The sequence below is a fragment of the Leifsonia xyli subsp. xyli str. CTCB07 genome, from assembly GCF_000007665.1.
Taxonomy (GTDB): Bacteria; Actinomycetota; Actinomycetes; order Actinomycetales; family Microbacteriaceae; genus Leifsonia; species Leifsonia xyli_C.
In genome coordinates this window covers 105,220-131,963 of record NC_006087.1, presented here as the reverse complement: position 1 = coordinate 131,963, position 26,744 = coordinate 105,220, and the positions used below count along the sequence as shown (strand labels likewise).

At 68.5% G+C, this 26,744-nt stretch carries 29 protein-coding genes and 5 pseudogenes; 7 read left to right on the top strand and 27 right to left on the bottom strand.

Annotation, left to right across the window (positions count from 1 at the left end):
- The 4 genes from LXX_RS00670 to LXX_RS00655 are packed head-to-tail and all read right to left on the bottom strand — an operon-like array spanning window position 1 to window position 3,637.
- Complete coding sequence (locus LXX_RS00670) at window positions 1–1,623, bottom strand: cytochrome c biogenesis protein ResB (RefSeq protein ID WP_011185218.1); 1,623 nt, start codon at window positions 1,621–1,623, stop codon at window positions 1–3.
- Entirely contained in the window at window positions 1,607–2,344 is a 738-nt protein-coding gene (locus LXX_RS00665) for a cytochrome c biogenesis CcdA family protein (protein WP_011185217.1), read from the bottom strand. Before LXX_RS00665 ends, LXX_RS00670 begins: the two co-directional genes overlap by 17 nt.
- A gap of 1 nt (window position 2,345) precedes the next feature.
- Complete coding sequence (locus LXX_RS00660) at window positions 2,346–2,951, bottom strand: TlpA disulfide reductase family protein (protein WP_011185216.1); 606 nt, start codon at window positions 2,949–2,951, stop codon at window positions 2,346–2,348.
- The gene (locus tag LXX_RS00655) at window positions 2,948–3,637 is read right to left on the bottom strand and encodes a histidine phosphatase family protein (RefSeq protein ID WP_011185215.1); all 690 of its coding nucleotides are present in this window, start codon (window positions 3,635–3,637) and stop codon (window positions 2,948–2,950) included. Before LXX_RS00655 ends, LXX_RS00660 begins: the two co-directional genes overlap by 4 nt.
- Window positions 3,638–3,743: 106 nt before the next feature.
- On the opposite strand from LXX_RS00655, the gene aspS reads away from it, so the two are divergent.
- Window positions 3,744–5,072 (top strand): aspartate--tRNA(Asn) ligase, encoded by a 1,329-nt coding sequence (gene aspS / locus LXX_RS00650; protein WP_041766877.1) that lies wholly within the window; start codon window positions 3,744–3,746, stop codon window positions 5,070–5,072.
- Here the strand turns inward: aspS and LXX_RS16430 are convergent.
- From LXX_RS16430 to LXX_RS00620, 7 genes and pseudogenes are all read right to left on the bottom strand, one after another.
- A complete protein-coding gene (locus LXX_RS16430; RefSeq protein WP_176714745.1) occupies window positions 5,002–5,178 on the bottom strand; it encodes a hypothetical protein in 177 nt (58 codons plus the stop codon). The genes aspS and LXX_RS16430 overlap by 71 nt on opposite strands.
- Before the next feature lie 52 nt (window positions 5,179–5,230).
- A pseudogene (locus LXX_RS00645) lies at window positions 5,231–5,734 on the bottom strand (UPF0758 domain-containing protein); the annotation flags it as partial.
- 228 nt (window positions 5,735–5,962) lie between these two features.
- A pseudogene (locus LXX_RS00640) lies at window positions 5,963–7,091 on the bottom strand (bifunctional 2-methylcitrate synthase/citrate synthase).
- 32 nt (window positions 7,092–7,123) lie between these two features.
- The gene (gene prpB, locus LXX_RS00635; protein WP_011185213.1) at window positions 7,124–8,023 is read right to left on the bottom strand and encodes a methylisocitrate lyase; all 900 of its coding nucleotides are present in this window, start codon (window positions 8,021–8,023) and stop codon (window positions 7,124–7,126) included.
- Window positions 8,023–9,592 (bottom strand): annotated as a pseudogene (locus tag LXX_RS00630) (MmgE/PrpD family protein). The gene prpB and the pseudogene LXX_RS00630 overlap by 1 nt, the downstream one beginning before the upstream one ends.
- Before the next feature lie 82 nt (window positions 9,593–9,674).
- Entirely contained in the window at window positions 9,675–10,205 is a 531-nt protein-coding gene (locus LXX_RS00625; protein ID WP_041766875.1) for a YbhB/YbcL family Raf kinase inhibitor-like protein, read from the bottom strand.
- Between the two features lie 9 nt (window positions 10,206–10,214).
- Window positions 10,215–11,015 (bottom strand): polyprenol monophosphomannose synthase, encoded by an 801-nt coding sequence (locus LXX_RS00620; protein WP_041766872.1) that lies wholly within the window; start codon window positions 11,013–11,015, stop codon window positions 10,215–10,217.
- 81 nt (window positions 11,016–11,096) lie between these two features.
- Here LXX_RS00620 and LXX_RS00615 point away from each other — a divergent pair.
- Window positions 11,097–12,027, top strand: a pseudogene (locus LXX_RS00615) (rhodanese-related sulfurtransferase).
- Window positions 12,028–12,063: 36 nt separating this feature from the next.
- On the opposite strand, the gene LXX_RS00610 reads toward LXX_RS00615, so the two are convergent.
- Both LXX_RS00610 and LXX_RS00605 read right to left on the bottom strand, forming a co-directional pair.
- Window positions 12,064–12,543, bottom strand: a complete 480-nt coding sequence (locus LXX_RS00610; protein ID WP_011185210.1) for a hypothetical protein — start codon at window positions 12,541–12,543, stop codon at window positions 12,064–12,066.
- Window positions 12,544–12,701: 158 nt separating this feature from the next.
- Window positions 12,702–13,343, bottom strand: a complete 642-nt coding sequence (locus LXX_RS00605; protein WP_011185208.1) for an LssY C-terminal domain-containing protein — start codon at window positions 13,341–13,343, stop codon at window positions 12,702–12,704.
- Window positions 13,344–13,809: 466 nt separating this feature from the next.
- On the opposite strand from LXX_RS00605, the gene LXX_RS00600 reads away from it, so the two are divergent.
- Together LXX_RS00600 and LXX_RS00595 are read left to right on the top strand one after the other, a co-directional pair.
- On the top strand, window positions 13,810–14,832 hold the full coding sequence (locus LXX_RS00600; RefSeq protein ID WP_011185207.1) for an MDR family oxidoreductase: 1,023 nt from the start codon (window positions 13,810–13,812) through the stop codon (window positions 14,830–14,832).
- 63 nt (window positions 14,833–14,895) lie between these two features.
- Window positions 14,896–15,276, top strand: coding sequence for a DUF1304 domain-containing protein (locus tag LXX_RS00595; protein ID WP_011185206.1), 381 nt, complete (start codon window positions 14,896–14,898; stop codon window positions 15,274–15,276).
- A gap of 181 nt (window positions 15,277–15,457) precedes the next feature.
- Here the strand turns inward: LXX_RS00595 and LXX_RS16425 are convergent, their stop codons facing one another.
- Both LXX_RS16425 and LXX_RS16420 read right to left on the bottom strand, forming a co-directional pair.
- Window positions 15,458–15,853, bottom strand: a complete 396-nt coding sequence (locus LXX_RS16425) for an S-layer homology domain-containing protein (protein ID WP_081423031.1) — start codon at window positions 15,851–15,853, stop codon at window positions 15,458–15,460.
- Window positions 15,747–16,049 (bottom strand): HNH endonuclease, encoded by a 303-nt coding sequence (locus tag LXX_RS16420; RefSeq protein WP_041766870.1) that lies wholly within the window; start codon window positions 16,047–16,049, stop codon window positions 15,747–15,749. Before LXX_RS16420 ends, LXX_RS16425 begins: the two co-directional genes overlap by 107 nt.
- A 241-nt stretch (window positions 16,050–16,290) precedes the next feature.
- Between LXX_RS16420 and LXX_RS13940 the strand changes: the two genes are divergently transcribed.
- Complete coding sequence (locus tag LXX_RS13940) at window positions 16,291–16,782, top strand: hypothetical protein (protein ID WP_141692785.1); 492 nt, start codon at window positions 16,291–16,293, stop codon at window positions 16,780–16,782.
- Entirely contained in the window at window positions 16,749–16,988 is a 240-nt protein-coding gene (locus LXX_RS16415; RefSeq protein ID WP_041766868.1) for a PLDc N-terminal domain-containing protein, read from the top strand. Before LXX_RS13940 ends, LXX_RS16415 begins: the two co-directional genes overlap by 34 nt.
- 326 nt (window positions 16,989–17,314) lie before the next feature.
- Here LXX_RS16415 and LXX_RS00580 read toward each other — a convergent pair whose 3' ends face one another.
- The 4 genes from LXX_RS00580 to LXX_RS00570 all read right to left on the bottom strand — a co-directional run bounded on the left by LXX_RS00580 (window position 17,315) and on the right by LXX_RS00570 (window position 19,599).
- Window positions 17,315–17,794 (bottom strand): DUF7341 domain-containing protein, encoded by a 480-nt coding sequence (locus LXX_RS00580; RefSeq protein ID WP_041766866.1) that lies wholly within the window; start codon window positions 17,792–17,794, stop codon window positions 17,315–17,317.
- On the bottom strand, window positions 17,781–18,200 hold the full coding sequence (locus LXX_RS13930) for a hypothetical protein (RefSeq protein WP_041766864.1): 420 nt from the start codon (window positions 18,198–18,200) through the stop codon (window positions 17,781–17,783). The genes LXX_RS00580 and LXX_RS13930 overlap by 14 nt, the downstream gene beginning before the upstream one ends.
- Window positions 18,169–18,918, bottom strand: coding sequence for a hypothetical protein (locus LXX_RS13925; protein WP_192807305.1), 750 nt, complete (start codon window positions 18,916–18,918; stop codon window positions 18,169–18,171). Before LXX_RS13925 ends, LXX_RS13930 begins: the two co-directional genes overlap by 32 nt.
- A 294-nt stretch (window positions 18,919–19,212) precedes the next feature.
- Complete coding sequence (locus tag LXX_RS00570) at window positions 19,213–19,599, bottom strand: hypothetical protein (RefSeq protein ID WP_041766862.1); 387 nt, start codon at window positions 19,597–19,599, stop codon at window positions 19,213–19,215.
- Between the two features lie 157 nt (window positions 19,600–19,756).
- Between LXX_RS00570 and LXX_RS00565 the strand changes: the two genes are divergently transcribed.
- Entirely contained in the window at window positions 19,757–19,993 is a 237-nt protein-coding gene (locus tag LXX_RS00565) for a hypothetical protein (protein WP_041766860.1), read from the top strand.
- Here LXX_RS00565 and hemL read toward each other — a convergent pair.
- The 8 genes and pseudogenes from hemL to LXX_RS00530 all read right to left on the bottom strand — a co-directional run bounded on the left by hemL (window position 19,976) and on the right by LXX_RS00530 (window position 26,714).
- On the bottom strand, window positions 19,976–21,343 hold the full coding sequence (hemL, locus tag LXX_RS00560; protein WP_223227673.1) for a glutamate-1-semialdehyde 2,1-aminomutase: 1,368 nt from the start codon (window positions 21,341–21,343) through the stop codon (window positions 19,976–19,978). The two genes, LXX_RS00565 and hemL, sit on opposite strands and share 18 nt — an antisense overlap.
- On the bottom strand, window positions 21,340–22,266 hold the full coding sequence (gene hemB, locus LXX_RS00555) for a porphobilinogen synthase (RefSeq protein WP_050737973.1): 927 nt from the start codon (window positions 22,264–22,266) through the stop codon (window positions 21,340–21,342). Before hemB ends, hemL begins: the two co-directional genes overlap by 4 nt.
- Window positions 22,267–22,347: 81 nt before the next feature.
- Window positions 22,348–23,130: a uroporphyrinogen-III synthase gene (locus LXX_RS00550; RefSeq protein ID WP_011185200.1), complete on the bottom strand. Its 783-nt coding sequence runs from the start codon at window positions 23,128–23,130 to the stop codon at window positions 22,348–22,350.
- The gene (hemC, locus tag LXX_RS00545) at window positions 23,127–24,116 is read right to left on the bottom strand and encodes a hydroxymethylbilane synthase (RefSeq protein ID WP_011185199.1); all 990 of its coding nucleotides are present in this window, start codon (window positions 24,114–24,116) and stop codon (window positions 23,127–23,129) included. Before hemC ends, LXX_RS00550 begins: the two co-directional genes overlap by 4 nt.
- Window positions 24,113–25,306, bottom strand: coding sequence for a ferrochelatase (locus LXX_RS00540; protein ID WP_041768006.1), 1,194 nt, complete (start codon window positions 25,304–25,306; stop codon window positions 24,113–24,115). Before LXX_RS00540 ends, hemC begins: the two co-directional genes overlap by 4 nt.
- 15 nt (window positions 25,307–25,321) lie before the next feature.
- A pseudogene (hemQ, locus tag LXX_RS13110) lies at window positions 25,322–26,035 on the bottom strand (hydrogen peroxide-dependent heme synthase); the annotation flags it as partial.
- Window positions 26,036–26,098: 63 nt separating this feature from the next.
- Complete coding sequence (locus LXX_RS00535) at window positions 26,099–26,314, bottom strand: DUF3618 domain-containing protein (protein WP_011185197.1); 216 nt, start codon at window positions 26,312–26,314, stop codon at window positions 26,099–26,101.
- Window positions 26,304–26,714, bottom strand: coding sequence for a phage holin family protein (locus LXX_RS00530; RefSeq protein WP_041766858.1), 411 nt, complete (start codon window positions 26,712–26,714; stop codon window positions 26,304–26,306). Before LXX_RS00530 ends, LXX_RS00535 begins: the two co-directional genes overlap by 11 nt.
- Window positions 26,715–26,744 lie beyond the last annotated feature (30 nt).

The following is a 26,744-nucleotide window of genomic DNA, read 5'->3' as shown; positions in this document are numbered from 1 at the left end:
CTATTTCGTCGAGGGTCGGGACAATATCGCCGCGTGCTCATCGGCGACAGCGGAGATCGTGGCGAGGAGATTCGGGTCCTCTCCCCGGGCGAGGCCAGCGTACTCCAGCATCAGGGAGCCGTCACCATTCTCGACCGCCTTCACCCAGATGCGGCGTCGCGGGACGAACAGCGATGTCAGCAGTCCGGCCAGGATGAGGACGGCGAACACGAGCACCCAGACCTGTGCGGGATCGTGGTGGACCTCGAGCGAGGCGTAGCGCTTGACGCCATCGAGCGAGATGGTGCCGAGCCCGTTCGGTAGCTCGACCTTCTGGCCGGGACGGAGTTCGAGGGCCTTCGTCTTCGTGGGCGGACCCGTGAGCTGGTCCAGCCTGTCGGTGTTCAGCGAATAGACCGATTGCGGGACGCCGCTGTCGACGCCGAGGTCCCCGACATACACGTTGAGGCTGAGCACGGGATCATCCAGACCGGGGAAAGTGGAGGTGAGGGCGCCGGCCGTGCCGCTCTCGCCGACGGTCGGGTAGAAGAAGCCGATCATCCCGACCTGCTGCCTCAGACCGTCGGGGACTTTGACCCAGCCGAGTGAGGTGAGGCGCGGGTCCTGAGCCAGGAACGGCACCGAATCGGTGAACACCACCTTGCCCTCCGGGTCTCGGACGGTGATCGTCGGGGCGTAGCCGTTCCCGAGCAGGTAGACGTTCGTGCCGCCGATCGCGAGCGGCTTGTTGACCTTGATGCGGGAGATGCCGGTCGCCTCACCCGGCCCCGTGGTCGTGACGGTGGCCGTGTAGTCGAGCGGGATGCCTTTGGCGTGCTCGTTCTGCGTCTCGTAAGCGACATCGAGTTTGTCGACCCGGATCGAGAACGGCTGAAGCGAAGAGTCGGAGAAGAAGCGCCCGGGGTTGAACGAGTTGTAGGAGGGCAGGCTGTTGACGAAGCTCTGGCCCTCGACCACCACTTTCTGCCCGGTGTAGCCGAAGCCGCCACCGATGCCGACAGCGACCAGAACGCCGACGAGGGCGATGTGGAACACAAGGTTCCCGCTCTCGCGGAGATACCCGCGCTCGGCCGAGACCGATGTGGAAGTCGCGTCCTGAAAGAGGGCGACGCGGTAGACGGAACGGCGGAGGATCTCGCGCGCGGAGCCGATCGGGTCCGGCCCGCCGGTGCGGAGCCCGGCCGGGAGCATCCGCACCTGGAAGCCCGCCATGCGGCTGAGCCGGACCGGTGTCCTCGGCGGCTTCGCACGCATCGCGTCGAGATGATGCCCGGTGCGCGGGACGATGCAGCCGATGAGTGAAGCGAACAGCAGCAGGTAGATGGCCGAGAACCAGAATGACGTGTAGACATCGAAAAGCTGGAGCTTATCGAGAACCGGCGCCAGCTGCGGGTTCTCGCTGAAGTACCTGGTGACGCCGTTGGGGTCGGCTCCCCGCTGCGGGAACAGGGAGCCGGGGACGGCGGCGATCGCCAGGAGCAGCAGCAGGAACAGCGCGGTGCGCATGCTCGTCAGCTGACGCCACGCCCAGCGCAGCCACCCGGTCAGTCCCAGCCGCGGCTGGACGACGTCGGGGTACTCGCGCGGCGGCGCACCGTCGATGTGATCAGAGGGCCGGCTCAAAACCAGTGATCACCGCCAAGGACTGCGACAGGAGGGCTGTCCAGAGCCCGGTGGCCATCAGGACGCCGATGACCACCAGCAGGGCGCCCCCGATGGCGTTGATGACACGGATGTGCCGTTTGAGGAACGAGACAGAGCCCGCGACCCAGTCGAACCCGAGCGCCACCAGCAGGAACGGGATGCCGAGCCCGACGCAGTAGAAGAGCCCAAGCAGGGCACCGCGCCAGGGCGATCCAGCATCCACGCTGAGAGCGCTGATCGCGGCGAGGGTCGGTCCGATGCACGGCGTCCAGCCGAGGCCGAACACGATGCCGAGAAGCGGAGCGCCCACGAGACCGGTGGACGGACGCCAGGACGGCTTGATCGTGCGCTGCAGAAAAGAGAACTGGCCGATAAAGACCAGGCCCATGAGGATGACGAGAACTCCCAGGAACTGGACGATGAAATCCTGCCAGCGAAACAGCCACTGGCCGAGGGCGCCGAACGCGGAGCCGTACGCGACGAAGACCACGGCGAAGCCGAGGACGAAGAGTGAGACGCCGAGGAGCACACGGCCGCGGTCGCGCTGAGCGCCAGGGTCGCTGATCCCGCCGACGTACGCGAGGTAGCCCGGCACGAGCGGAAAGACGCACGGAGAGAGGAACGACACCAGCCCGGCGAGGACGGCGATGGGCAGCGCGATGAGGAGCTGGCCGCTGAAGACGATCTGGCCGACGTTCATGTCAGTTCTCGGCCACGGCGTCGGAGATCAGCGCGTCCAGGATGCTGCGGTCCGGGAGACCGCCCAGGATGCGCGCGGCGACACGGCCCTTCTTGTCGATGACCAGCGTCGTCGGAGTGGCCTTCGGCGGAACGGTCTTGCTGAACGCGAGCAGGACGGAACCGGTGTCGCGGTCGAGCACAGAGGGGTAGGTGACGCCCTTGTCCTTTTCGAAGCTCGCGGCCGTGCTGGCGGTGTCGTACAGGTTGACGCCGAGGAACTCGACGCCGTCGGAGGCGTGCTTCTGCGAGAGCGCCTCCAGGTCGGTAGCCTCCAGACGGCACGGCGGGCATCCCGCGTACCAGAAGTTCACGACCAGCACCCTGCCCGCGTAGTCCTTCGAGAAGACGGCGGCGCCGTCGGCCAGCTTGCCCTGAAAGCGGACGGGCTCGCCGCGCTTGCCCGATGGGTACTCGCTCACGCTGCCGTCGCCGGCGATGTAGCCCTGGCCGCTGCCGGAGCGGTATTGCGCGGCGAGACTGTCGTTCGATGAGCACCCGGCGAGCAGAAGCGCTGCGACGACGGCGACGGCGGGCAGAGCACGCCTCAGGCGGGGGCGGGGGCTCATACGGCTCCCACGTCGGTCGCGGCCGAACCGAGGCGGGCGGCGGGCTCGACGTAGGCGACCTCGACGAGACGGCCCCCCGGCCCGACGTTCGCGGAACCCGGCAGGCCTTCGGCGTCGCCAGCCTCCACCGTGGTGTACTCGAACGTGGTGACGCTGGACAGCGAACACCGGCGGTTGCGCGGGTCGTGCGGGAAGCGCGCGCCGACGACGGAGAGATGGGCGACCCAGATCGGCAGCTGGTGACTGACGAGGACGACATCCCCCGATTCGACCGAGTCGAACGCGTCCTCGATGGCCTCGCGCATCCGCTTCTCGATGCTCGTATAGGGCTCGCCCCAGCTGGGCCGGAGCGGGTTGACGAGGTACGGCCAATTCACAGGCTTCCTCAGAGCGCGGCGCATCACGGTGCCTTCGAAGCGATTCGCTGGCTCGATGAGGCGCTCGTCGACCGCACGCTCCCGGCCGAACGCTGCGGCGATCGGCGCAGCGGACTCGCGCGTGCGCTGGAGGGGAGAGATCCGGATGGCGGTGACGGGACGGCCGCGCGAGACCAGCTCGTCGGCGGCGGCCTGCGCCATACGGTGACCGAGTTTGGAGAGGCCGAAGCCCGACAGCCTGCCATACAGGATGCCGTCGGGGTTGAACACCTCGCCGTGACGGACGAGGTGGACCTGGCTCGCTACCACAAACCCAGTCTACGGATGCTCTTCCCCTGAACTGACTGAACACAAAGCCGGGAGTCGCGCGACCGGTCCGATCGCGCGACAAAGACGGGCGGTAGGCTTGGGGCTCGTGACCGCACGCAGTTTGATCAAAGACCTCGCCGACCTTCCCGACGGCCCCGTGAGCGTCGCCGGATGGGTCGAGACCGTCCGCGACCAGAAGAAGGTGCAGTTCGTCGTTCTGCGCGACGAGTCGGGCGCCGTCCAGCTGGTCAATCCGCGCACGGTGAACGAGGACGGGACCGTCGCCGCCGATGAACCAGCGCTCACGGTCTCGGGGCTCTCGCAGGGTTCATTCGTCCGGGCGACGGGCGAGCTCAAGCACGACGAACGGGTCAAGCTCGGCGGCATCGAGATCAAGCTGAGCGCTCTCGATGTGGAGACGGCGGCCATCCCGGAGACCCCCATCGCGGCGGACAGCGGCATCGACAAGCGCATGGATTGGCGCTTCCTCGACCTGCGCGAACCGAAGCACAACCTGATCTTCCGCGTGCAGACGACGTTCGAGAACGCGCTGCGGCACTACTGGGTGGACAACGGTTTCATCGAGATCCACACGCCGAAGCTCATGGCCTCGGCCTCCGAGTCGCGCGCCGAACTCTTCGAGCTGCCGTACTTCGAGACGACGGCGTACCTCGCGCAGAGCCCGCAGATCTTCAAGCAGATGGCGCAGGCGGCGGGCTTCGGCAAGGTGTTCGAGATCGGCCCCGCTTTCCGAGCCGATCCGAGCTTCACCAGCCGCCACGCGACGGAGTTCACCAGCGTGGACACCGAGATCAGCTGGATCGAAAGCCACGAGGACGTCATGAAAGTCCACGAGGACCTTCTCGTGGCCGGGTTCACCGCAGTCAAAGAGAAGCACGGCGCGGAAATCGAGGCGCTGTTCGGCGTGGAGATCACCGTGCCGACCACACCGTTCCCGCGCATCCCGCTGGCCGAAGCCAAACGGATCGTCGCCGAGCGCGGCTACGAAGTCCCCCGGCACGATGACGACATGGACCCGGAGGGCGAGCGGCAGATCTCGGCCTACGTCAAGGAGACGTTCGGGCACGAGTTCGTCTTCCTCACCGATTACGCGGCCAGCATCCGGCCTTACTATCACATGCGTCATTCTGAAGACCGGTCGATCACGAAGAGCTACGACCTGATCTTCAACGGTGTCGAGATCTCGACCGGTGCCCAGCGCGAGCACCGTGTGGAGACGATCGAGCAGCAGGCCCGCGAGAAGGGTCTCTCGGTTGAGGAGCTCGAAGACGTGCTCGCGTTCTTCCGCTACGGCGTCCCGCCGCACGGCGGCTTCGGGATGGGGCTCGCCCGCGTCCTGATGCTCATGCTGCACCTCTCGAACCTCCGCGAGACGACCTATCTCTTCCGCGGGCCGACGCGCCTGACCCCGTGACCCCGGCAGCGGGAAGCGTTGTCCAGCGCTCGCCCGCCACCAGGATGTGCCCAAGGAACCGCAATCCGATGGTGGCGGCTGCCTGATCGAGACGGCGGGTGAGCATCGTGTCGGCGACAGATGCGTCCAGGACCCCCGAGGGATGTGTTGTGCGCGACGGCGAACGAACGCCCACCGCTAGTGAGCACGGCTTGAAGGATGTCGGCGGGCTGGATGCTGGTCTCGTCCACTCCCCCGCCGCGCAGCAGCACGAGTTCGATCGGGCGGGCGGCGCGATCGGCGATGACCACGACGAACCGCTCGCTGTCGCGGTGGAGGAGCTCCGGCCGCACGATGTCGGCGATGGCTGCGGCATCGACCAGGCGCGTCCAGGCCGACGGAGCGCCCGCTCGCCACCAGATCTCGATGATGGCCACGAGCCGGCCCGCGGTGGCGGGGCCGACCCCGGGGAGCGTCTCGAACCGGGCGAAGTCCATCGTTGCGAGCCCGGGGAAGCCGCCTGTGCGGCGGAGGATGGATCGTGCGAAGGCGAGGACGCTGCGACCGCTCTGCCCGGAACCGAGGACGAGTGCGAGGACTTCGTCGTCGGTGAGCGAGCCGATGCCGAGACGGCGCATCCTCTCGCGCGGGCGGTCATAGTTCGGGATGTTCGCAAGCGGCACCTCGCTCTTCTTCTTCCTGCTGAGACATGATCCTCAAGCTACGGGCACCCCGCCTCAACCATCGGTCAGTCCGGCAATCTGTGGAGAAGTCCCAGACCGGCCCGGCCTGTGGAAAATGCCCTGGAAAGCGGTCCCGTGGGAAGTCGCTTGCGGGTGAAGGGCGGTGGGATGCGGGCAGGGCAGGGCGGAGTGAGACGCAGACCCGGCGGGGAGGAAGCGGGGAGGGTCTCAGCGGGAGAGGTGTCGTTCGGCGGGGCCGGTGTACTGGGAGAGGGGGCGGATGAGGGAGTTCGCCGCATACTGCTCGAAGACGTGGGCGGTCCACCCCACGACACGTGCCGCAGCGAAGAGCGGGGTGAAGGTCTCGGTGTCGAAACCCATGAGAGAGTAGGCGGGGCCGGAGGGGTAGTCGAGGTTGGGCTCGATGCTCTTGCGATCCCTCATCGCCTTCTCGAGCGCCTCGTAGAGGGCCAGCAGGTCCTGCCTGCCGACGTGCTCGACCAGCTTCTCCAGCGCCGCCTTCATGGTCGGGACGCGGGAGTCGCCATTCTTGTAGACACAAGTGGCCGAAGCCCATGATCTTGCGCTTGCCGGCGAGGGCTTCATCCAACCAGGCCTCGGCCCCGCCGGCGTCCCCGATCTCCTCGAAAGCATGCATGACCGCCTCGTTCGCCCCGCCGTGCAGCGGGCCTTTGAGCGCGCCGATCGCGACGGTGACCGCGGAGTAGATATCGGACAGGGTCGAGGCGATGACGCGGGCGGTGAAGGTCGACGCATTGAAGGAGTGCTCCGCGTAGAGGACGAGCGAGATGCGGAAAGCGTCCACCACCGCGTCATCCGGGACCTCGCCGAACGTGAGCCAGAGGAAGTTGCGCGAGTAATCGAGGTCGTCGCGCGGCTCGACGGGCTTGAGGCCGCTGCGGCGGCGCTGGATGTGCGCGACGATGGAGGGCAACTGCGCGAGCAGGGAGACGGCCCGGCCGGCGTTGAGTTCGGGGTCGAGGATGCCGTCCCGCTGCGACAGGGTGGGGTCGATGCCACCGATCTGGCTGACCGCGGTGCGCAGCGCATCCATCGGATGAGCATCGGCCGGGATGTCGTCGAGCGCCCGGCGTGTCCGGTCGTCCAGGCGGCGGAGGCTGCGCTCCCGCTTCTCGAACTCGGCCAGCTGGCCGGCGTTCGGCAGCTCTCCGTTCCACAGCAGCCAGGCGACCTCCTCGAACGAGCAGTTCGCCGCGAGCTCCTGAACGGGGTAGCCGCGGTAGAGAAGAGAGTTGGTCTCGGGGTTCACCGAGGAGATGGTCGTGGTGTCCACCACGACACCGGCGAGGCCCTTGTGGATCTCCGGGTCGGTCATGGCTGCTCCTTTGCCGCTGCTGGTGGAGCGCGTCAGCGCCTCACCTCGAAGGTGAAAACAGAGGAATCGAACGCGTTGTAGCCCTCGTAGTCAATCAGGTCGTACAGCTCGGCGCGATGCTGCATCTCCCCGAGCGCGGGCTCGAGGGTGCCGCCGGTGAGCAACTGGTCGAGGCCGCGCTCGGCGGCGCCCATCGCGAGGCGGAGGAGCGAGACCGGCCAGATGACGATGTTCACGCCGATGTCGCGCAGCTGGTCCACGGTGAAGAGCTCGCTCTTGCCGAACTCGGTCATGTTGGCGAGGATCGGGACATCGACGGCCGCACTGACGGCCGCGAATTCGGAGAGGCCGACCAGCGCCTCAGGGAAGATCGCGTCGGCCCCAGCGTCCACCAGGGCCTTGGCGCGGTCGATCGCGACATCCAGCCCCTCGACGGCGCGGATGTCGGTGCGGGCCATGATCAGCAGGTTCGGGTCGCGGCGGGCGTCGACGGCGGCGCGGATGCGCTTGAGGGCGACGCCCTCGTCGACGACCTGCTTGCCGTCGAGGTGGCCGCAGCGCTTGGGATTGACCTGGTCTTCGATGTGAAGACCGGAGACACCGGCGTCTTCGAGGGTCTGGACCATGCGGGCGACGTTCATCGGCTCGCCGAAACCGGTGTCGGCGTCCACGAGGGCCGGGAGGCTGGTCATCCGGGCGGTCTGGGTGGAGCGGGCGGCAACCTCGGTGAGAGTCGTGAGACCGATGTCGGGGAGGCCCAAGTCGGCGGAGAGGACGGCTCCGGAGAGGTAGACGCCCTCGAAGCCCTTGCGTTCGATGAGACGGGCGCTGAGCGGGGTGAAAGCCCCGGGCATCCTCATCAGTTCGCCCGAAGCGAGGCGGGCGCGGAAGGCAGCGCGCTTCTCGTGCGTCGGCACAGAGGAGTAAAGCATCAGAAGAGCCCCTTCGGGACAGGGACGCCGGCGAGCAGGCCGGGTCGGGCGATGATGGTGAGTCCTCCGAGATCGGCGGCGGAGAGGTCCGGGAGACGCTCGGCGAGGGCGAGGAAACGCTCGATCTCGGTCTGGTCGAGCACCCCGGCAGCCAGCGAGCGGAACTTGGCGACGTAGTCGGCGCGAGCGAACGGGCGGGCGCCCAGCGGGTGCGCGTCCGCGACGGCGATCTCGTCGGCGACGACACGGCCGTCGGCGAGACGGATCTCCACCCGTCCGCCGAACGCCTTCTCCGCGGGGTCGGTGGAGTGGTAGCGCCGCGTCCACTCCGGGTCCTCCGTCGTGGTGACCTTGCCCCAGAGGGCGACGGTGTCCGGGCGGGCGGCACGCGACGGAAGGTAGGACTCGACGTGGTGCCAGCCACCATCCTGAAGCGCGACGGCGAAGATGTACGGGATGCTGTGGTCGAGCGTCTCGCGGGAGGCCGCCGGATCGTACTTCTGCGGGTCGTTCGCCCCGGAGCCGATGACGTGGTGCGTGTGGTGCGAGGTTCGGAGGAGGATGCTCTCCACCCGCTCGGGGTCCGCGACCTCGGGATGCTCGCGGTGCAGCTTCCTAGCCAGGTCGATCCACGCCTGAGCCTGGTACTCCGCGGAGTGCTCCTTCGTGTAGGAGTCGAGGATGGCGCGCTTCGCCTCACCCGGCTCGGGCAGTGGAACGCCATAGCTCGCATCGGGTCCGTCCAGCAGCCAGGCGATCACGCCGTCCTCGCCCTCGTAGATCGGGGTGGGGCTGGTCTGGCCGCGCATAGCCCGGTCGATCGCCTCCACGGCCATCTTCCCGGCGAAGGCGGGGGCGTGCGCCTTCCAGCTGGAGATCTCCCCTTTGCGGGACTGCCGGGTGGCCGTGGTGGTGTGGAGCGCCTGACCGACAGCCTGGAAGATCGCCTCGGGCGGGAGGCGCAGAAACGTCCCGATTCCGGCGGCGGCTGAGGGGCCGAGGTGGGCGACGTGGTCGATCTTGTGCTTGTGCAGGCTGATCGCTCGGGCGAGGTCGATCTGGATCTCATACCCGGTCGCGATCCCGCGCACGAGGTCGCGGCCGGTGAGCCCGAAAACGCGCGGCGTGCTGAGCGACCGCGGTGACGGGTGGGATGTTGTCGCCGGGGTGCGAGTACTCAGCGGCCAGGAAGGTGTCGTGGTAGTCGAGCTCGCGGACGGCGACGCCGTTGGCCCAGGCGGCCCACTCGGGGCTCACCCGGGCGTTGACTCGCTCGCCGAAGACAGTCGAACCGTGCTGAGGGCGACCGGCGCTCCGCGCGAGCTCCCCGAACTCGGCAGACGGAAGCGGGTGTGCGAGCGCCTGCAACCGGGCCGAGACGACCGGGCGCCGGGTGAGGGAGGCCGCGGCGACAGCGGCATTGTCGATGACACGGTTGATGACCATATCGGTGACATTGGCGTCCACCTCCACCGGGTCGGCGGCGACCTGGGCGATCTTCCACGCGAGCTGGTCCTGACGGGCGAGGTCTTCGTCGCTTCTGTACACACGAACGTTGTGGAGTTTCACGTAACGAACCTACCTCCCTTGCGCTCCTCGGATGGCTCCCGGCCGGTCTCCCCGGGCCCGGCCGCTCGGCGGGCCGAACGGGTCAGATGTCGCCGGCGGTCGCGAGCGGGACGAGGAGGGCGCGTGCGAGGACGTGGAAGCTGGCGGTGAAGCCAAGGAGAGCGGGGGTCGACTCCGGATCGAGGTCGAGACGGTCCACATCCAGGGCATGCACGATCACGAAGTAGCGGTGCGTCCCGGTCCCCGGCGGCGGACCCGCGCCGGTGAAGCTCTTGGAGCGCAGCTCGTTCGAGAGCATCGCCGCGCCCTGGGGCAGTCCCGCGCCGCCCTCGGCCCCCGCATTCGCCGCGAGCGCGGTGACGGACGCGGGGATGTTGTACACGGCCCAGTGCCAGAAGCCGGAGCCCGTGGGTGCGTCCGGGTCGTGGATGGTGACGGCGAAACTCTTCGTCTCCGCCGGGAATCCGCTCCAGGACAACTGCGGCGAGCGGTCGCCACCACCGCCACCCGCGCCCCACTGCTCGCGGGAGAGCGGCCGGCCGTCGGCAATGTCGTCGCTCGTGAGGGTAAAGTGCGGGACGGAGCGGAAACGCTGAAGAGGATCGTTCGGCATGGCCACACGCTACGCCTGCGGAGCCGTCTCGGTCACCTCGGCGGGTGTCACGGTGCGGCGGCGGAATCGCCTAGGCAGGCCCGCAATGCCCCATCCTGTGACCCGGAGCATCGCCTCGGCGACGATGCAACCGGTCATCTTCGAGGCGCCGTGCTCCCGCTCCACGAAGGTGATCGGCACCTCCGTGACGGTGAGGCCGGCGGCGTGGACGCGGCGGAGCATGTCGATCTGGAAGCAATAGCCCTGGCTCTCCACGTCGTCCAGGCGGACGCTACGCAGCGCATCAGCGGTGAAAGCGCGGTAGCCGCCGGTGACATCCCGCGCAGGGACGCCGAGCGCGATGCGCGAGTAGACGCTGCCGCCCCGCGAGAGAAGGCGACGGTGCGCGGGCCAATTGACCACACCCCCGCCGGGGACCCAGCGGGAGCCCAGGACGAGATCGGCGCCCGCCGAGCCCGGACCGGGCGCCTCGCCGGGCGGGCGGCGGAGGACGGCCAGGAGACGCGGCAGCTGCTCGGGCTGGTGGGAGCCGTCGGCGTCCATCTCCACGATCGCGTCATAGCCCGCGTCGAGCGCCCAGGTCATCCCGGCGCGGTAAGCAGCGCCCAGACCGGATTTTCCCGCGCGGTGCAGCACCTGGACATTGGCGTCGGTCGCGGCGAGCGCGTCGGCCAAGTCGCCCGTTCCGTCCGGTGAGCCGTCGTCTACGATCAGGACGTCGGCGTCCGGAACGGACGCGCGAAGCCGCCCGACGACGGGGCCGATGTTCTCCCACTCGTTGTAGGTCGGAATGATGACGATGGAACGCATAGTGCGACCATCCTCCCCTCTGATGAACGGCAGACGAACGAATCTGACGGTACTCGAAGTTTTCGCGGCTAGCATCATCCGGTGCCCGTCGCGAAAGTCCTCCTTTTCTATGTGTTCGCCCCGCTGCCCGATCCCGAGGCCGTCCGGCTGTGGCAGCGCGACTTGTGCGAATCCCTCGGTCTGCGCGGGCGCATCCTGCTCTCCAAGGACGGGCTGAACGGCACGCTCGGCGGTGAGCTCGACTCCCTGAAGCGCTACCTGCGGAAGACGAGGGACTATGCGGCTTTCAGCGGGCTGGACGCGAAGTGGAGCGAGAGATCCGGGCTGGACGCCGAAGGCGGAAGCCTGGACTTCCCCCGGCTCTCCGTTCGCGTACGCGACGAGATCGTGTCGTTCGGGGCACCGAACGAGCTGGTCGTCGGCGCGGCGGGAGTCGTCGGGGGCGGTTCGCGGCTCGATCCGGACGGGGTGCATGCCCTGGTCGAGGCCCGGGACGATGTGGTGTTCTTCGACGGGCGCAACCGCTTCGAGGCGGAGATCGGACGGTTCCGGGACGCAGTGGTCCCGGCTGTCGCGACGACGCGCGAGTTCATCGCCGAACTGGACAGCGGCAAGTACGATCACCTGAAGGGCAGGCCGGTCGTGCACGTACTGCACCGGCGGTGTCCGCTGCGAGGTCCTGAGCGGGCTGATGCGCTCACGCGGGTTCCAGGAGGTCTACCAGCTCGACGTCGGGGTGGTGCGCTACGGCGAGCGCTTCGGGGACTCGGGACTGTGGGAGGGGTCGCTGTACGTGTTCGACGGGCGCGGCTCGTCATTCCCCCCCCCTTCGGCCGCTACGATCGGGCGCTGCGCCGGGTGCGGTGAGGCGAGCAGCCGGATGCGGAACTGCGTGGAGGCGGCCTGCCGGGAGCAGCTGGTGGTCTGCGAGGTATGTGGAACCTCGGCTTGTCCGGAGCATGCGGCGGCAGAGCATGCGGCGACAGGTGAGCGGGTAGCGTCAGCGGGCTGAGCGCAGCAAACCCCATTCCCCGCGCACGCTGCCCGCTTATGAACGGGTTATCGCTGGCGTCTCGGGGTCGAGGTGCGCGAAGGGGTGGTTGTGGAGGCGGCGCTCGCCGCGGCTGCCCGGGCGCAGCCGTCTCGCCCACAGGCGGGCGCCCTGGGAGGAGAGGGCCAGCACCACCAGGATGTCGAGCGGGAGGCCCAGGGCGTTCACACTGAGGGTCGCTTGCGGTCCGCCGTTGAAGAAATCGATCGCAGCGACGACGATCAGCAGCGCGCTGTACGACATGGATGCGATGCGCGCCCAGTTGCTGCCGGCGAAGACGAGCAGGGCGAGAACGGAGTAGAACACGAGCCCGGCCGCGAAGACCCCCACGGCGACCCCGATGGCCCCTTCCGCCTGAGACTGCTCGACAGCGGTCAGGGACGGCCCGGCGGTGGCGAGCTGGGAGCGGACGAAGGCAGGCCAGCCGAGGGCGGTCAGCACAACGGTCAGCACACCGGCGAGCACTCGGAGGAGCATCAGGAGGAAGCCGAGTGTGGTCGGCGCGCGGCGAGGGCGGCCCGGCGGGCATCCGCGTTCCGGGCGCTCCCGGTCGAGGCGGGTTCGACGGTCACACCGGTGAGGTCGACGATCGGGAGATCGCCATCCGTCTTGATGCTGTCCCCGCCGCCGTTCCGCTAGTGGTAGCCGGTGGAGAAGTCGCGGATGACCGACACCTCCACGTCCAGCCCGGACCCGGTGAGGGTGGAGACGATATGGTCGCGCTCGATGTCCGTGTTCGCGTCTATCTTGTGCGTGATCTGGAGCGTGAACAGCGAGAAGCCGACAGCCCGATCGAATGTGCCGGCGGCGAGCCAATCGACGCGGTGGCCTCCGGGGAGAAGCCAGCCGTCCGGGCAGCGCCAGAAGCGGACGTGGTGACGCTTGGCGGGGTTGCCCAGAACCTCCTGCTGGTAAGCGACGTCCTGCTGGCGCCCGAACAGGAAGAGCGGGCTGACGGGGGCTTCGTCGTAGCTGCGGCGAAGAATCGTCGAGGCGACGATCCGCCGGCTGGAGGCCGCCGTCACCTCGTCCGCGCGCGTCCACCCTGCCGCGGACATGGCCTCGTCCAGCTGCGCTTCCGAGCCGAGAAGCGCCAGGTTGATCGGGTCGCCGAGCAGCCCATCGCTGGTGCGAGACCGGCCGATGAAGTAGTCCGGAACGTAGATCCGGGTCAGGATGCGATGCAGCCGCGGCAGGACGAGGTAGGCGAGGACGACCCAGAACAGGACGAAGAACGGAAGGAGGAGCAAGCCCCAGCCGAAGCTCTCGGTGAGCACGATCCACGCCAGCCAGATCGCGGCCAGCCCGCCGAAGACGAAGAACGCGGAGTCGACGACCGCGTTGATCGAGACACGGCGGCCGAGCGCAGACCGGGTCTTGGGGGGTTCGGGGGTGCGCCGGGCGGGATCGACGGCAGCGGAGGGCTCCCGGTGCTCGGAGCGCTCGAGCGGCCGGGGCGGGGCGATGGATGCGCCGGGGTGGAGGGCGTCATCCGAACTGGTCGCCGGTTCCGGTCATGCGGCCATCCTAGATGCGGGAGGCGGCGAGCGCGGCGGAGGGCGTGCCGTTCGCGCTGAACGCACGGACCGATGTGCGGTTCCGGGGTGCGCTGCCAACAGACGATGAGAAGACCGAAGAGGCCATCCGGCGCGGGTGGGCGTTCCTTGGCGGCGGGGCTCTACGCGGGCGGAGCGCTGCCGGAGGAGACACGGGCGCTGAACGGACGCGGGTAGCGTGAGCCGTATGACCGGATTCCGCGCGATCGTAATCGACCAGCAGACCGAGGGCGGACGTGTGCTTGCGCACTCCGCCGAGATCCGGCGGGTCTCCGACGACATCCTGATGCCCGGCGCGGTCACCATCGACGTCGATTTCTCCGACCTCAACTACAAGGACGGCCTGGTGATCGCGGGGCGGCCGGGGGTCGCTCGGATCTCCCCGCTCATCCCGGGGATTGACTTGGCCGGGAGCGTCGCGGCTTCCGACGATGCCCGCTGGCGGCCCGGCGATCGGGTCGTCCTGAACGGGGATGGCCTCGGCGAGCGCCACCACGGCGGCTTCGCGGAGCGGGCGCGGGTGAGGGGGGATGCGCTGGTGCGGATCCCGGATTCGATCACGGCCGAGCAGGCCGCCGCGATCGGGACGGCGGGCTTCACGGCGATGCTGGCGGTGCTCGCTCTGGAACGGAGCGGGGCCGACCCCGACCGGGTCCGCGCGGAGGGTTCGAGCGTGCTGGTGACGGGTGCGGCGGGCGGCGTGGGTTCCGTCGCGGTGGCGATCCTCGCAAAACTGGGTTACCCGGTTACGGCTGCGACCGGCCGGGCCCAGGAACTCGGCGGCTACCTGACGGACCTCGGCGCGGAGGCGATCATCCACCGGGACGAAATCGCACGCGGCGGGAAGCCGCTGCAAGCCCAGCGCTGGGCTTGCGCGGTGGACGCGGTGGGCGGAACGACCCTCGCCACCGTCCTGGCGCAGACCCGGTACGGGGGCGCCGTCGCGGCTTGCGGCCTCGCGCAGAGCCCGGACCTCCCCACCACAGTGCTGCCGTTCATCCTCCGCGCTATCACCCTAATCGGGATCAACTCGGTCGAAGCCCCGGTGACACTGCGGGAGACAGCGTGGCAACGGCTGGCCACAGACCTCGACCGGGACACCCTCGCCACAATGACACGGACCATCCCGCTCGCGGAGGCGATTCCGGCCGCAGAGGAGATCCTGGCCGGACACATACACGGACGGACAGTGGTGGATGTCCGGGCGTGAGTGGAGGACCGACTCCGGGGCGTCCCTCCCCTCCCACCGCCGGTGTCGCCGTATGCTGGCCGCATGATCGTCCTCGCCACCGTCGTGGTCACACTGGCCGCCGCCCTGCACATCGCGATCTTCTTCATGGAGAGCGTCGCCTGGACGCGGCCGACGGTGTGGAGGCGGTTCGGCGTGGCCGACCAGGCAGCGGCGGAGACGACCCGGCCGCTGGCCTACAACCAGGGTTACTACAACCTGTTCCTGGCGATCGGGGCGATCGTGGGGCTGATCCTCTACGGGGCTGGGACGCTCGGCGCCGGTCTCGCGCTCATCCTGTTCACGATGGGGTCCATGCTGGCCGCAGCGGTCGTGCTGGTCACGACCGGACGCGGGCATCTGCGGTCGGCGCTGATCCAGGGGACGCTGCCGCTGGCCGGCATCGTCCTGATGCTGCTGTCGTAGCGCCGGTCGCGGCCACCGCCTCCTGTAAGCGCGGCGCCCACAGCGAGGGCCGGGCGCCATCGCGTGTACGACGACGCCCGGCCCGATGCCCGATACCTCCGTCAGCGCATGTTCCGGGCCCGGTGGAGGAAGGCCGACATGGCCTCCCGTGTGATCTCGGGCCTTGGGCTGGTAGGTTCCGTCAGCGTTGCCCGTCGACAGCCCGGCCTGCTTCATCCACGCGATCTCGCCAGCGAACTGGCTGGCGACGGGCACATCGGCAAAAGGCGCGCGCAGGTTTGACCGCGGAGCCGGGCCCTTTGATGGTCCGGTACAGGAACGCCGCTGTCGCTTCGCGCGAGATGGGGTTCTCCGGACGGAACGTGGCGTCGGCATAGCCCGTCGTGATTCCCGAGCCGCGCAGCCAGGCGATCTCACAGTAGAACTTGTGCGAGCCTGAGGAGGCGAAAGGGGTGGGTATCCCCTTCGTGTCACCAGATCGGGGTTGTGATGACCTTTTGAGGCAGTTTTGGCGGTTGTGGGTCCATCGTCTTGTTTCCGCGTGACTGGTTGCAGCGTCGGCAGATGACGCGCCCATTGCTGAGGGGGTTTGTGCCGCCGTTGGCTGCGGGGATGATGTGGTCCGGTTCGGCGCTGTTCGGCTTCCGCGTCACCCGGTAATCGAGTCCGACCGCGCAGATCGGACAGTGTGTGACGCCTTGACTCCGCCCGGCGTCGAGGACTCTCTTCCTCCAGTGGAGGGAGGGAGCCAGCCTGGTGCGCGAGGTCGCCATGGTGGATTGCCTGCCTGATGGAACGACCCGTCATCGTTAGCCGTCGTCGAAACTCTCTCACGGACACTTGACCCCTCTTGGGTTCGAGACGATTAGTGAACAGGGGAGCCAACCAACGCCTGACGCTAACGTCGCACAGTCCAGCACATACACGTATCAGAACACAACGTGCGTTGACGCGATCATTGCAGCGCGCGCCGCTGGCAAGACCACCCAGCCGGTTAGCGTCTGCAACACGACGGTGATCCTCACCTCGTCGGCCGCAACGATCGTTACGGTTTCCGGCCTTGCTGCGGCGAAGCAGTATTTGAGCGCACCCGCCTATCAGTCGCTGGCCGCCGCTACAGCCGCCGGAACGGTCAAGGGAAGAAGTTACAGTCAAGCCTTCAACAACATCACTGATCAAGAAACCCAGTCCGGCTACTTCTACTACGACGGCAGTCATGCCTGGGTCACCCAGAGCTACCGTGGGACGCAGGGAAACCACCAGTGCAACGTGTCCTGGGCTGTCGGTTACTACGTCACGAACACCGGATGCACTGACACTGGAAGCACCAGCCAGCGAAACCTGACCATGTCGTGGCTTATTCAAGTCGGCATCAAAGGAAGCCCGATTTCCTGGGGCGAGTCGCATACGATGCATGTGAACAGCGCCGGATCGATCTGGCAGCAGCCGCTATCTGAGAGAGGGAAAATGCCATGCTCGCCAATACAGCTTCACCGTTACATCTGATCGTTCTGCTGGTCGTCCTCAGTCAACTAGTTGCAGCGATCTGGGCACTCGTCGTCACCTGGAAGAACGAAACAGTCCGCACTGCTGACAAAGCAAGCTGGACGGTCCTCCTTGTCCTCGTTCCCATCGTGGGAATCGTGGTCTGGCTCGCTATCTTCTTCCCACGTCGCCATCGACTCAACTCGAATCCGACAGCTGCGAAGTAAGGGCAGCGTCGTTGACTTGTTTGGTCACAGTGAGAAAGCCCCGCTATTTCCGGTCAGGGCTTCAAGGGTGCTGCCAGGCAGAGTTCACCTACGCAAGACTGCGTACAGCCGGGAATGACAGCTTTGTCATTCATTCCGCGGTTCGATGGCGTGTCGGCGACTGCCTCACCCTGCTCTCTCGCTGAGTTCGTCTGCGAGTTCTTCAACGGCCTCGCGGCCTTCCCACACGACACGGCACGCTTGGCAGAGCACGTTCACATCTTTCGGGCGCGCGTTGTCGTCGAGGACGTATTCGACTTTCAGAACTCGCATTCCGCCTCCGTCGATCATGTTGCCCCACTCAGTGGAACCGCACACCGGGCAGGCACCGGCGAGGGTGAATGACTCCGGTTCGTCGAACAGTGTCGGATCGTGTACGCCCACCCGTGGAGCATGCGCACATACCAGTCGTCGTCACGGTCGGGGTCGGACATGTGGAGGCGAGCCCACTGATTGAGGTTGGGGATCGGGTAACGGGTGGGTTTCCCACCGGCCATGCGAACCCAATCCGCGATCGCGGCGTTGATCGTCACGTACGCGAAGAGCATGCTGTTGTCGGCAAGGGCGCGTTCTTGGGGTGAGCTCTTCGAGTTGCCGTCGTTGCCGGTGGACGGCCACACGGCTTCACGCATCTGCTTCAGGAGGGGCGGATGCTCGACGGTATGAGCTTTTATCCACTTGCCCGAGTCGGTTCTTTGGGCGATGTGATCCACAACCGGTTTCGTGAGCGTTTCAATGGCTGCCAGCAGCGGGTCAGTTTCGGTCATGCGGGGCCTCCTCCGCGGCCGTTCCGCGGATCAGATCGGACAGATCCGGGCACTCCACCAGGCCGCCGAACGGCATGTGCTTGATGAGGAATCCGCAGGAACAGCGGTAGCTGTACTCGTGCGGGCGCTCTTGGAAGACGTGTTCGATCCTGTGGGCGCGGACCTCTTCGAGAGCGTCGTCCCGCGCCTCACGCACAGCCTCCTCGGCGTTTTCGCGGGCCGCCCCGGCGGCAGCGACCATCATGTTCGCGAAATCCTCAGCCCCGGAGGTCAGGCTCGCGGCCGGTGTCGGGTTCCCGTCGCGGTCGAAGCCGAGGAGGCTGTACATGTCCCCGAGTGCCTGCGCGTATGCGTCCCGGTCTGCCGTCAGAGCCTCAACGGCGGTCAGGGTGATGGGGTCGGTCATGGGGTGTTCTCCTAGAAGGGGGTCTCGTCGGCCGGTGGAACGTTGCCCCAGGGGTCTTGTGTGAGTTGCTGTGGGGTGTGTTCGGGTGTGGGGTGCGGTGGCCCAGCCGGTTTTTCCTGGGGCCTCTGGGGCGCGTTTGGGGCGCAGGATGATGGCGGCGAGGGTCGCGCCGGTCACGGTGAGGGCGATCCCGGACTTCCCGTTCGTCTGCCACGCCCGCGGTCCCACACCGGTGCGTCGTCGGGACATCGGTGAAGGGGCTCTTGGCCGGGGCTTTGTAGCTGGACGGCGCACCAGCGCGGCGGAAGAGGAACGCGGCCATCGCCGCGCGGGTCAGGGACTCCTTCGGGCCGTAGACCGGACCCGGCTCGGTAGCGGTGCCCGTGCTCAGCTTCGAGTCAGCCATCCACTGGATCGCGTCAGAGAACTTCGCCCCGACCCGCACACCGGTGAACGCACCGAGCAGATCGCCTTCCCGGCTTGCACGCTTCGTAATCATCGCCGTAGAGGCGAGCTCGATCTTACCGTACGTCTTGTAGTTCCAGGCACGGATCTCGTCGATGTCCGTGAAGTACGCCCGTGTGGCTGAGGGCTGGTACCCGCCGACGCCTGCCTGGAAGGGAATTCGCTTCCCATAGGGGTCGATGGCGTGCAGAAGCGCGATGCTCTTACCGTTCGCGTAGCCGATCTGCTGGTTTTGAACGAAAAAACGATTCAATGTCGGATGATTCTTTGCCGTGCGCAGATCCACAGCGCAGGGTCGGCCACACGCGCCAAGACGTCGGGGACGGCCGTCACCGCGTTCGCGGGGCCAGCGCCGAGCGCCCCGAGGACGGCAGCCACAGCCGCTGTGGCGACGATTTCACGAGTTCAAGCAGCTCGATCCTTCAGGTTCAAGGCAGGGTGGCATGAGCACCCCACAGTTTCGCTTCACTCTGCACATTAGATAAAATATAATATTGAGGCCGCGAGAGGGCCTCGCGTCCGCGGCGGAGCCCGAGAACCCGAACCGCTACCTGCCGCCCTCGCCGTCGCCCGGGATCTCCGAGATATCCACCCGCAGCGCCTCGACGAGCTTCGCGGCGTGCGGCGAGGAGACGATCACGCGGGAGAACTCCTCGCCGTCCAGGTCGACCACGACAGCGGCGCGCTGTTTGCCCTTGATGAGCAGGAAATCCTTGCCGCCGTGGAACTTCCAGGTGCCGACGGAGAGTGTGAGCGGGACGGCGGTACCTGGGGCGCGGATGCCACGAATCCAGATCCACGGGTCCTCCGTGATGGCGACCGAGCGGATGCTTTCGCGGGGGATCACAAGGTTCTCTCGACGCAGGGCCAGGGCCTTCTCGGCCCGCGTGAGGTGGATCTCCCAACGGTCGGGGTGAACATGCAGGTCGGCCATAGCCTCTATCCTGCCAAGCCCGCCCCCCGGGCGGGGAGAGCGAACCTCAACAAAGCGACAACCGTTCCTTTGGAACCGGACAGGATGGCGCGGCGGCGCTCCGGCCGGCGAACGGAAACCAGAAACCACGCCGCGACGGGTGTGGGAAAGTGGTCGGGTGACCCGGACGACCACTTTCCGCGCCCGCCTTCTGCGTTCCGGTGTAGAACCGCGGACGGTCACCGTGCGCTCGGCGTCGGACTCGCCGCCACGGATCCTGCGCTGGCCCGCCGGCGGCGGCGGGACGCTGGAATTCGACGTGTACGCGCTCCTGGACGCCGACGGTTGGCCGGAAGGTGCAACGTACACGTTCGTGGAGTCGCTGACCCGGGACCCCTCACCGGCGGACGAATAGCAGCGGACGTCCGGGGCAGGCCGAGGCCGCCGCCCGCGCAGCAGCGGGCAACGCTTCGAGGACGCGGCCCACAGCCGCATCGTCGTGCGCGGCGGTCACGAACCACGCCTCGAACACGCTCGGCGGCAGGGACACCCCCGCGTCGAGCATCGCGTGGAAGAAGGCCCGATAGCGGAACGCCTCCTGCCGCTGCACCTCGGCGAAAGTGCGCGGAGCGGCGGCGACGTCGCCGAAAACGAAGCTGAAGAGGTTGCCGGCCCGCTGCACGCTGTGGGCGACGCCCTCGGCGGTGAGGGCGTCGGAGACGGCGGCGGAGAGGGTGCCGGCCACGATGTCCAACCGGTCGTAGACCGCCTCGCCGGCGTGGGCCAGCGTTGCGAGACCGGCGGCGACAGCGACCGGGTTGCCGGAGAGCGTACCGGCCTGGTAAACGGGGCCGGCCGGGGCGAGGATGTCCATCAGCTCGGCCCGTCCGCCGACCGCGGCGAGCGGCATCCCGCCGCCGATGACTTTGCCGAAGGCGACGAGGTCGGGGGTGTAGCCGCGGTCGAGACCCCAGAACCCGGCCTCGCTCACGCGGAAACCGGTCAGCACCTCATCGAGGATGAGGAGGGCCCCGTACTCGTGAGCGAGGTCGGTCAGCGCGGCGTTGAAGCCCTCGTCCGGCGGGACGACGCCCATGTTCGCGGCGGCGGCCTCGGCGATGACCGCGGCGATGTCGGGACCGTTCGCCTCGAAGACGGCACGCACGGCCCCCAAGTCGTTGTACGGGAGCACCAGGGTCTGCGCGGCCGTCGCCTCAGTGACCCCGGCCGAGCCGGGCAGCGAGAGCGTGGCGAGACCGGAGCCCGCCTCCGCGAGGAGGCTGTCGGAGTGGCCGTGGTAGTGCCCGGCGAACTTGATCAGCAGTGGGCGGCCGGTGAAACCGCGAGCGAGCCGGATGGCGGTCATCGTCGCCTCCGTGCCGGTGGAGACGAGCCGTAGCTTCTCCACGAACGGGACCCGAGCGATCACCGCCTCCGCCAGTTCGGTCTCGGCCGGGGTCGAGGCGCCGAACGAGAGACCGCGCGCGGCGGCCTCCTGGACAGCGGAGACCACGGCGGGATGCGCGTGCCCCAGAATGGCCGGCCCCCACGACGCGACGAGGTCGACGTACTCACGTCCTTCGGCGTCCACGATGTACGGCCCGTTCGCGAAAACCATGAACCGCGGCGTCCCGCCGACGGAGCGGAACGCGCGCACCGGCGAGTTCACGCCGCCGGGGATGACCCGCTGCGCGCGCCCGAACTGCGCGAGGTTGGCCTCCCCGATCGCGGCGGCGGCCAAGCCCGGGATGCCGGTCTCGCTCATCGCTGCCACCCCGCCACTTCGGTCGCCCAATAGGTCACGATCGCATCGGCCCCCGCGCGGCGGGCGCCGACCAGCGTCTCCTCGATGATCCGGTCGCGGTCGATCCAGCCGTTCGCGGCGGCGGCCTCCACCATCGCGTACTCGCCGGAGACCTGGTAGGCCCAGACCGGGACCTCGCTGATGGCGGCGACGTCGCTGAGCACGTCGAGGTAGCTCAGCGCCGGCTTCACCATGAGGATGTCCGCACCCTCGTCCAGGTCGAGGCGGGCCTCGCGCAGACCCTCTCGGCGGTTGGCCGGGTCCTGCTGATAGGCACGGCGGTCGCCGACCAGCGGGGAGTCGACAGCGTCGCGGAAGGGGCCGTAGAAGCCGGAAGCGTACTTGGCAGCATAGGCGAGGAGCACCGTCTCCGTGTGACCGGCCGCGTCGAGCGCCTGGCGCACGGCGGCGACCTGACCGTCGATCATGCCGCTGAGGCCGAGCAGCTGGGAGCCGGCCTCGACCTGCGCGAGCGCCATGTCGCGGTAGCGCAGCAGAGTCGCGTCGTTGTCGACGGCTCCGGCTCCGTCGAGCACCCCACAGTGGCCGTGGTCGATGAACTCGTCCAGGCACAGATCGGTCTGCACGACGAGCGCGTCGCCCACCTCGGCGGCGACAGTGCGGGTCGCGACATTCAGGATGCCGTCGGGGTCGGTCGCGGCGGAGCCGGCGGCGTCGCGCATCTCCGGCACACCGAACAGCATGACGCCACCGACGCCCGCCTCAGCCGCGCCGGAGGCGGCACGACTCAGCGAGTCCAGCGTGTGCTGGACCACGCCCGGCATCGACGCGACCGGCCGCGGCTCGGCCAGGCCCTCGCGCACGAAGAGAGGGAGGATCAGCTCGGCGGGGTGCAGCCGGGTCTCGGCCACGAGACGCCGCATCGCCGGCGACTGCCGCAGACGGCGGGGTCTGATGACGGGGTGCAGTTCGCTCACTCGCTCAACCCTACGCCGCGGAACCGGTCAGCCCACACGGGAGGCGGCCACCGCCACGACCGCCTGGATCAGCGCGGCGGCGGTGCGCTCCTCGGCCACGACATCCACCCGCAGACCGCAGTCGCGGGCGTCGCGCGCCGTCCGCGGTCCGATGGCCGCGACCAGCGTGGACTCCGGAATGGGGCCGAGCTGCAGCTGCACCTGCTCGGCCACCGAGCCGCTCGTGACGAGGATCGCCTGCACGAGCCCCTGCCGCACATCCGCGACCACGCTCTCCGGCACGGTCACGCCGATCGTGCGGTAGGCCACGACCGAATCGACGTCGTGCCCGATACGGCGCAACCCCTCGGTGAGGAGAGGCTTGGCGATATCGGAACGGAGCGTGAGGATGCGCAACGGGACCTGGCCCTGGGTTGCGGCTTCCCACTCCGCAAGCAGTCCGTGGGCGGAGTTGTCCTCCGCGGGCACGAGGTCCATCTTGTAGCTGGCCGCGGTGAGCGCAGCGGCTGTGGTCTCTCCGACGGCGGCGATCCGTGTGCGGGGCGGGACGACCGCGCGGGACGCGCTCAGCACATCCACCGTGGTCGCGCTCGTGATCGTCACCCAGTCGAACTCGCCGGCGGCCAGGCGGTGCAGAGCGCGCTCCAGAGCGGAGGCGTCGGCCGCCGGCGCGAAATTGATCATGGCCGCGACGACCGGCGAAGCGCCCACCGCTCGCAGATCCGCCGCCACGGAGTCGCCCCACGGCCCCCCGCGCGGGACCAGAACACGCCAGCCGGCGAGCGGTTTCGGCACCGATCCCGTCGTCATCGGAGGCCCTTCAGCGGAGCCAGATCGGCCGCGCCCGAGGCGAGGAGCTCAGCGACGACGCGCTCTCCGACATCGCGGGCGGCCTCGTCCAGGTGCGCCGCGCCGAACGAATCCGGCGTCGCGGCGTGGGACGCGGTGAGCTGCGCGGCACCGTCGGGCCGGTAGACGGTCGCCGTGAGGAAGAGGAGGCCGTCGTCGATCATGGCGGTCGCGCCGACCGGGGCCGCGCAGCCGGCTTCGAGGCCGGCCAGCACGGCGCGCTCGGCGGTGGTCGCAGCGCACGTGGTCGCGTGGTCGACGGCGGCGAGCGCGCGAGCGATCGGTCCCCGCCCCCGCTCGTCCCCCTCGCGCACCTCCAGAGCAAGTGCTCCCTGACCGGGAGCGGTCGGCATGGTCGAGAGGGAGAAGAAGTCGGTGGCGGCGTCGAGGCGGCCGAGGCGGCCGAGTCCGGCGGCGGCGAGCACCACAGCGTCCAGGTCCCCCGCAGAGACACGGCTCAGCCGCGTGTCGACGTTGCCGCGGATGTCCACGATGTCGAGGCCGGGACGCTGCGCCCTGAGCTGAGCGGCCCGACGCGGCGACCCCGTACCGACGCTCGCGCCCTCCGGCAGCTCCCCGAAGCGGAGACCATCGCGAGCGCACAGGGTGTCGCGGGCGTCGGCGCGCTTCGGCACCGCGCCGAGCACGAGTCCGGGAGCGGGCGCGGTCGGCAGATCCTTCAGCGAGTGGACGACGAGGTCGCACTCGCCGTTCCGCAGCGCGTCCCGCAGCGCGGTCGCGAAAACACCGGTCCCGCCCAGCTCCGAGAGCGATTCGCGCGAGGTGTCGCCGTGGGTGGTGACCGTGACCAGCTCAATGTCGAAGCCCGTCGCGCGCGCGACGGCGGCGGAGACGGCCTGCGTCTGAGCGACGGCGAGCGGGCTACCGCGAGTGCCGACGCGGAGCGCTCCCTGCCGGCGCTCCGCCGGGCCGTCGGAGACGATCACGGCGTGAGACCGGCAACGGCCGGCTTGAAGCCAAGACGGACGTTCTCGCAGCATCCCGGGCGGCACACGTCGTACCAGGGGCCGAGCGTGGTGAGGGAGGGGCGCTGAGCGACCGGAAGGCCATCGCGGCGCTCAAGCACCAGATCCACGAGGCCCTTGACGTACTTGGCGTGGGTGCCGGGCGTCGGGACGCGGACGGCGAGCAGGCCGTTCTCCTCGCTCGACTCCATCGCCTCGGTGTCGAGGTCCCAGAGGACCTCCATATGGTCGCTCACGAAACCGAGCGGCACGATGATGATGGCCTTGACGCCCAGCTCGGGCAGCTCGGCGATGCGGTCGTTGATGTCGGGTTCCAGCCACGGCATCGAGGGGGGGCCCGAGCGGGATTGGTAGACGAGGTCCCAGCCGATCGTGCCGCCGGTCGCCTCGTGCGAGACGATCTCCGCGACCGCGAGGTGCTGAGCCGCGTAGGCCCCGCCCTCCCCCCAGGGCTCGCCGGAATCGGGCCGCCCGGACGGACCGGACTTGCCAGCGTCCGTCGACGGGATGGAGTGTGTCGAGAACAGGATGCGCACACCGGTCGCCGGGTGGATCTCCGGCGCCCTCTCGCGCAGTTCCTCGACGGCGTTCTTCACGCCCTCGATGAACGGCTCGACGAAACCGGGGTGGTCGAAGAACTGGCGCACCTTGTCAATCTGGATACGGCCCTCGAGCCCGGTCTCCCGCAGCGCGCGGGCGAAATCCTCGCGGTACTGGCGGCAGCTGGAGTAGGAGGAGTAGGCGCTGGTCGCGACCGCGATGAGCTTGGTGAACCCGCGCTGGTCCGCCTCCGTGAGGGCGTCCGCCAGGTAGGGGTCCCAGTTGCGGTTCCCCCAGAGCACCGGCAGGTCGATGCCGCGCGAGGCGAGCTCCGCCTCCAGCGCCGCTTTGAGCGCGCGGTTCTGGTCGTTGATCGGGCTCACTCCGCCGAAGTGGCGGTAGTGCTGGGCGACCTCTTCGAGGCGCTCGTCGAGGATTCCCCGGCCCCGCGTGACATTGCGAAGGAACGGGATGACATCGTCCTGTCCCTCCGGCCCGCCGAAGCCGGCGAGCAGGATGGCGTCATACGCGACCGGCTCGGTGACATGCTCGGCGACGCCGGCCGCGGCCGGCGTCGCGCCCAGCACACGCGGCGAGGCCTCGTCTGTCATTTGGAGCACCTCCACGAGCTCGGCCGGCTGGATGCGACGGCCGGTGTAGAACGGGATCTCCTCGCGCACATGGCGGCGGGCGTCCGTGTAGCGCAGCTCGCGCATCACATCGACGAGTTCGGTGAGATCGTCGGCTTCCAGCGGCAGAATCCACTCGTAGTCGCCGAGCGCGAAGCTCGCGACGGTGTTCGCGAGCACCCCGCGGAAGGCGGCGCCCTTGCGGCCGTGCTCGGCCAGCATCCGGGAACGCTCCTCCTCGGGCAACAGATACCACTCGTAGCTGCGCACGAACGGGTAGACGCACAGCCACCCCTTCGGCTCCTCGCCGCGGAGGAAGCCGGGGACGTGCGAGCGGTTGAACTCGGCGTCCCGATGCACGCCCATCGCGTTCCAGGTGGGAAGCAACGCCACCATCAGGCGGGTGCGGCGCAGCTGGCGCAGCCCCCATTGGAGCGTCTCGGCGTCGAGACCGTGCAGCCAGATCATGACATCGGCATCGGCGCGCAGGCCGGAGACGTCGTAGAAGCCGCGAATCGTGACGCCCTGCGTGTGGAGGTCGGCGACGACGCCCTCGAGCTCCTGAACCGCTTTCGGGACATCGGTACCGTCCAGGTCGTCGGGACGCGCCGGATCGCGGCGCAGCACGGCCCAGAGCGCGAACCCCCTCGGGCTGTCGGGATTCTCTCCGGGGGCGGTCGAATCTGCCGGAACGGCAGCCGGGATACTCATAACCACAGTCTCTCTCGCAAACACATGAAGGCAAAAACGAGCGCGGGCCCAGGGCCCGCACGGTCAGCGCCGCACGAGGGCGACAAGGCCCCAGGCGGCCGTGGCCGCGACGATCGCCGCGCCCACGGCGATGCCGGCGAAAGCCAGCGGGTTCTCGCGCCGGAGCGTCCGCACGCACTCGGCGGCGCGCTTCGGGATGTTCAGCTTGTATTCGATGGCGTCGAGGGTGGCGGCCAGCTCGGCGCGGGCGCGCTCGGCGTCGCTGCGGTCAGTTGTCATACTTGCCCATCCCTCTCAGCGCGTCGGCATCGGATCGGACGCTCGCGATGGTCTCCTTCGGGGCGAGGCCATTCACCTTCTTGAACGACGCGACACCGATCAGCACCAGGATCGCAGCGATCAGCGCCAGCGCGCCGAACACGGTGAGCGCAGCCGCCCACCCCGGCAGCACGACAGCGAGGCCGAGCACCGCCGCCGCGACGAGGACTCCGAGCGCGAAGAAGAGGAGCACCGCCGCCACGAGGAACAGCCCTATGCCGACACCGGCATATTTCACCTTCGCTGCGAACTCGGCCTTGAGGTGCTCGACCTCTGCCTTCAGCACGCCGACGACGAGCCGCGGCAGCGCGGTGATCAGTTTACCGAAGGGCTTTTTCCGGGCGTTCCGGCTGTCGCTCATCGCATCTCCCCTTTCCGGGTCAGAGTCTCT

Excerpts from the sequence above, each read along its gene's own strand:
- LXX_RS00530 (WP_041766858.1), bottom strand. The coding sequence starts at position 26,714 with ATGAGCGACAGCCGGAACGCCCGGAAAAAGCCCTTCGGTAAACTGATC.
- hemB (WP_050737973.1), bottom strand. The coding sequence starts at position 22,266 with ATGCGGCGTCTCGTGGCCGAGACCCGGCTGCACCCCGCCGAGCTGATC.
- LXX_RS00550 (WP_011185200.1), bottom strand. The coding sequence starts at position 23,130 with ATGACGACGGGATCGGTGCCGAAACCGCTCGCCGGCTGGCGTGTTCTG.
- LXX_RS00625 (WP_041766875.1), bottom strand. The coding sequence starts at position 10,205 with ATGCCGAACGATCCTCTTCAGCGTTTCCGCTCCGTCCCGCACTTTACC.
- LXX_RS00595 (WP_011185206.1), top strand. The coding sequence starts at position 14,896 with ATGATCGTCCTCGCCACCGTCGTGGTCACACTGGCCGCCGCCCTGCAC.
- LXX_RS16430 (WP_176714745.1), bottom strand. The coding sequence starts at position 5,178 with ATGCTCACCCGCCGTCTCGATCAGGCAGCCGCCACCATCGGATTGCGG.
- LXX_RS16420 (WP_041766870.1), bottom strand. The coding sequence starts at position 16,049 with ATGGCGACCTCGCGCACCAGGCTGGCTCCCTCCCTCCACTGGAGGAAG.
- LXX_RS00660 (WP_011185216.1), bottom strand. The coding sequence starts at position 2,951 with ATGAGCCCCCGCCCCCGCCTGAGGCGTGCTCTGCCCGCCGTCGCCGTC.
- LXX_RS00610 (WP_011185210.1), bottom strand. The coding sequence starts at position 12,543 with ATGCTCCTCCGAGTGCTCGCCGGTGTGCTGACCGTTGTGCTGACCGCC.
- LXX_RS13930 (WP_041766864.1), bottom strand. The coding sequence starts at position 18,200 with ATGACCGACCCCATCACCCTGACCGCCGTTGAGGCTCTGACGGCAGAC.
- LXX_RS00580 (WP_041766866.1), bottom strand. The coding sequence starts at position 17,794 with ATGACCGAAACTGACCCGCTGCTGGCAGCCATTGAAACGCTCACGAAA.
- prpB (WP_011185213.1), bottom strand. The coding sequence starts at position 8,023 with ATGCTTTACTCCTCTGTGCCGACGCACGAGAAGCGCGCTGCCTTCCGC.
- hemL (WP_223227673.1), bottom strand. The coding sequence starts at position 21,343 with ATGAGCGAGACCGGCATCCCGGGCTTGGCCGCCGCCGCGATCGGGGAG.
- LXX_RS00535 (WP_011185197.1), bottom strand. The coding sequence starts at position 26,314 with ATGACAACTGACCGCAGCGACGCCGAGCGCGCCCGCGCCGAGCTGGCC.
- LXX_RS16415 (WP_041766868.1), top strand. The coding sequence starts at position 16,749 with ATGCTCGCCAATACAGCTTCACCGTTACATCTGATCGTTCTGCTGGTC.
- LXX_RS00620 (WP_041766872.1), bottom strand. The coding sequence starts at position 11,015 with ATGCGTTCCATCGTCATCATTCCGACCTACAACGAGTGGGAGAACATC.
- LXX_RS00540 (WP_041768006.1), bottom strand. The coding sequence starts at position 25,306 with ATGACAGACGAGGCCTCGCCGCGTGTGCTGGGCGCGACGCCGGCCGCG.
- LXX_RS00665 (WP_011185217.1), bottom strand. The coding sequence starts at position 2,344 with ATGAACGTCGGCCAGATCGTCTTCAGCGGCCAGCTCCTCATCGCGCTG.
- LXX_RS16425 (WP_081423031.1), bottom strand. The coding sequence starts at position 15,853 with ATGGGCGCGTCATCTGCCGACGCTGCAACCAGTCACGCGGAAACAAGA.
- LXX_RS00600 (WP_011185207.1), top strand. The coding sequence starts at position 13,810 with ATGACCGGATTCCGCGCGATCGTAATCGACCAGCAGACCGAGGGCGGA.
- LXX_RS00570 (WP_041766862.1), bottom strand. The coding sequence starts at position 19,599 with ATGGCCGACCTGCATGTTCACCCCGACCGTTGGGAGATCCACCTCACG.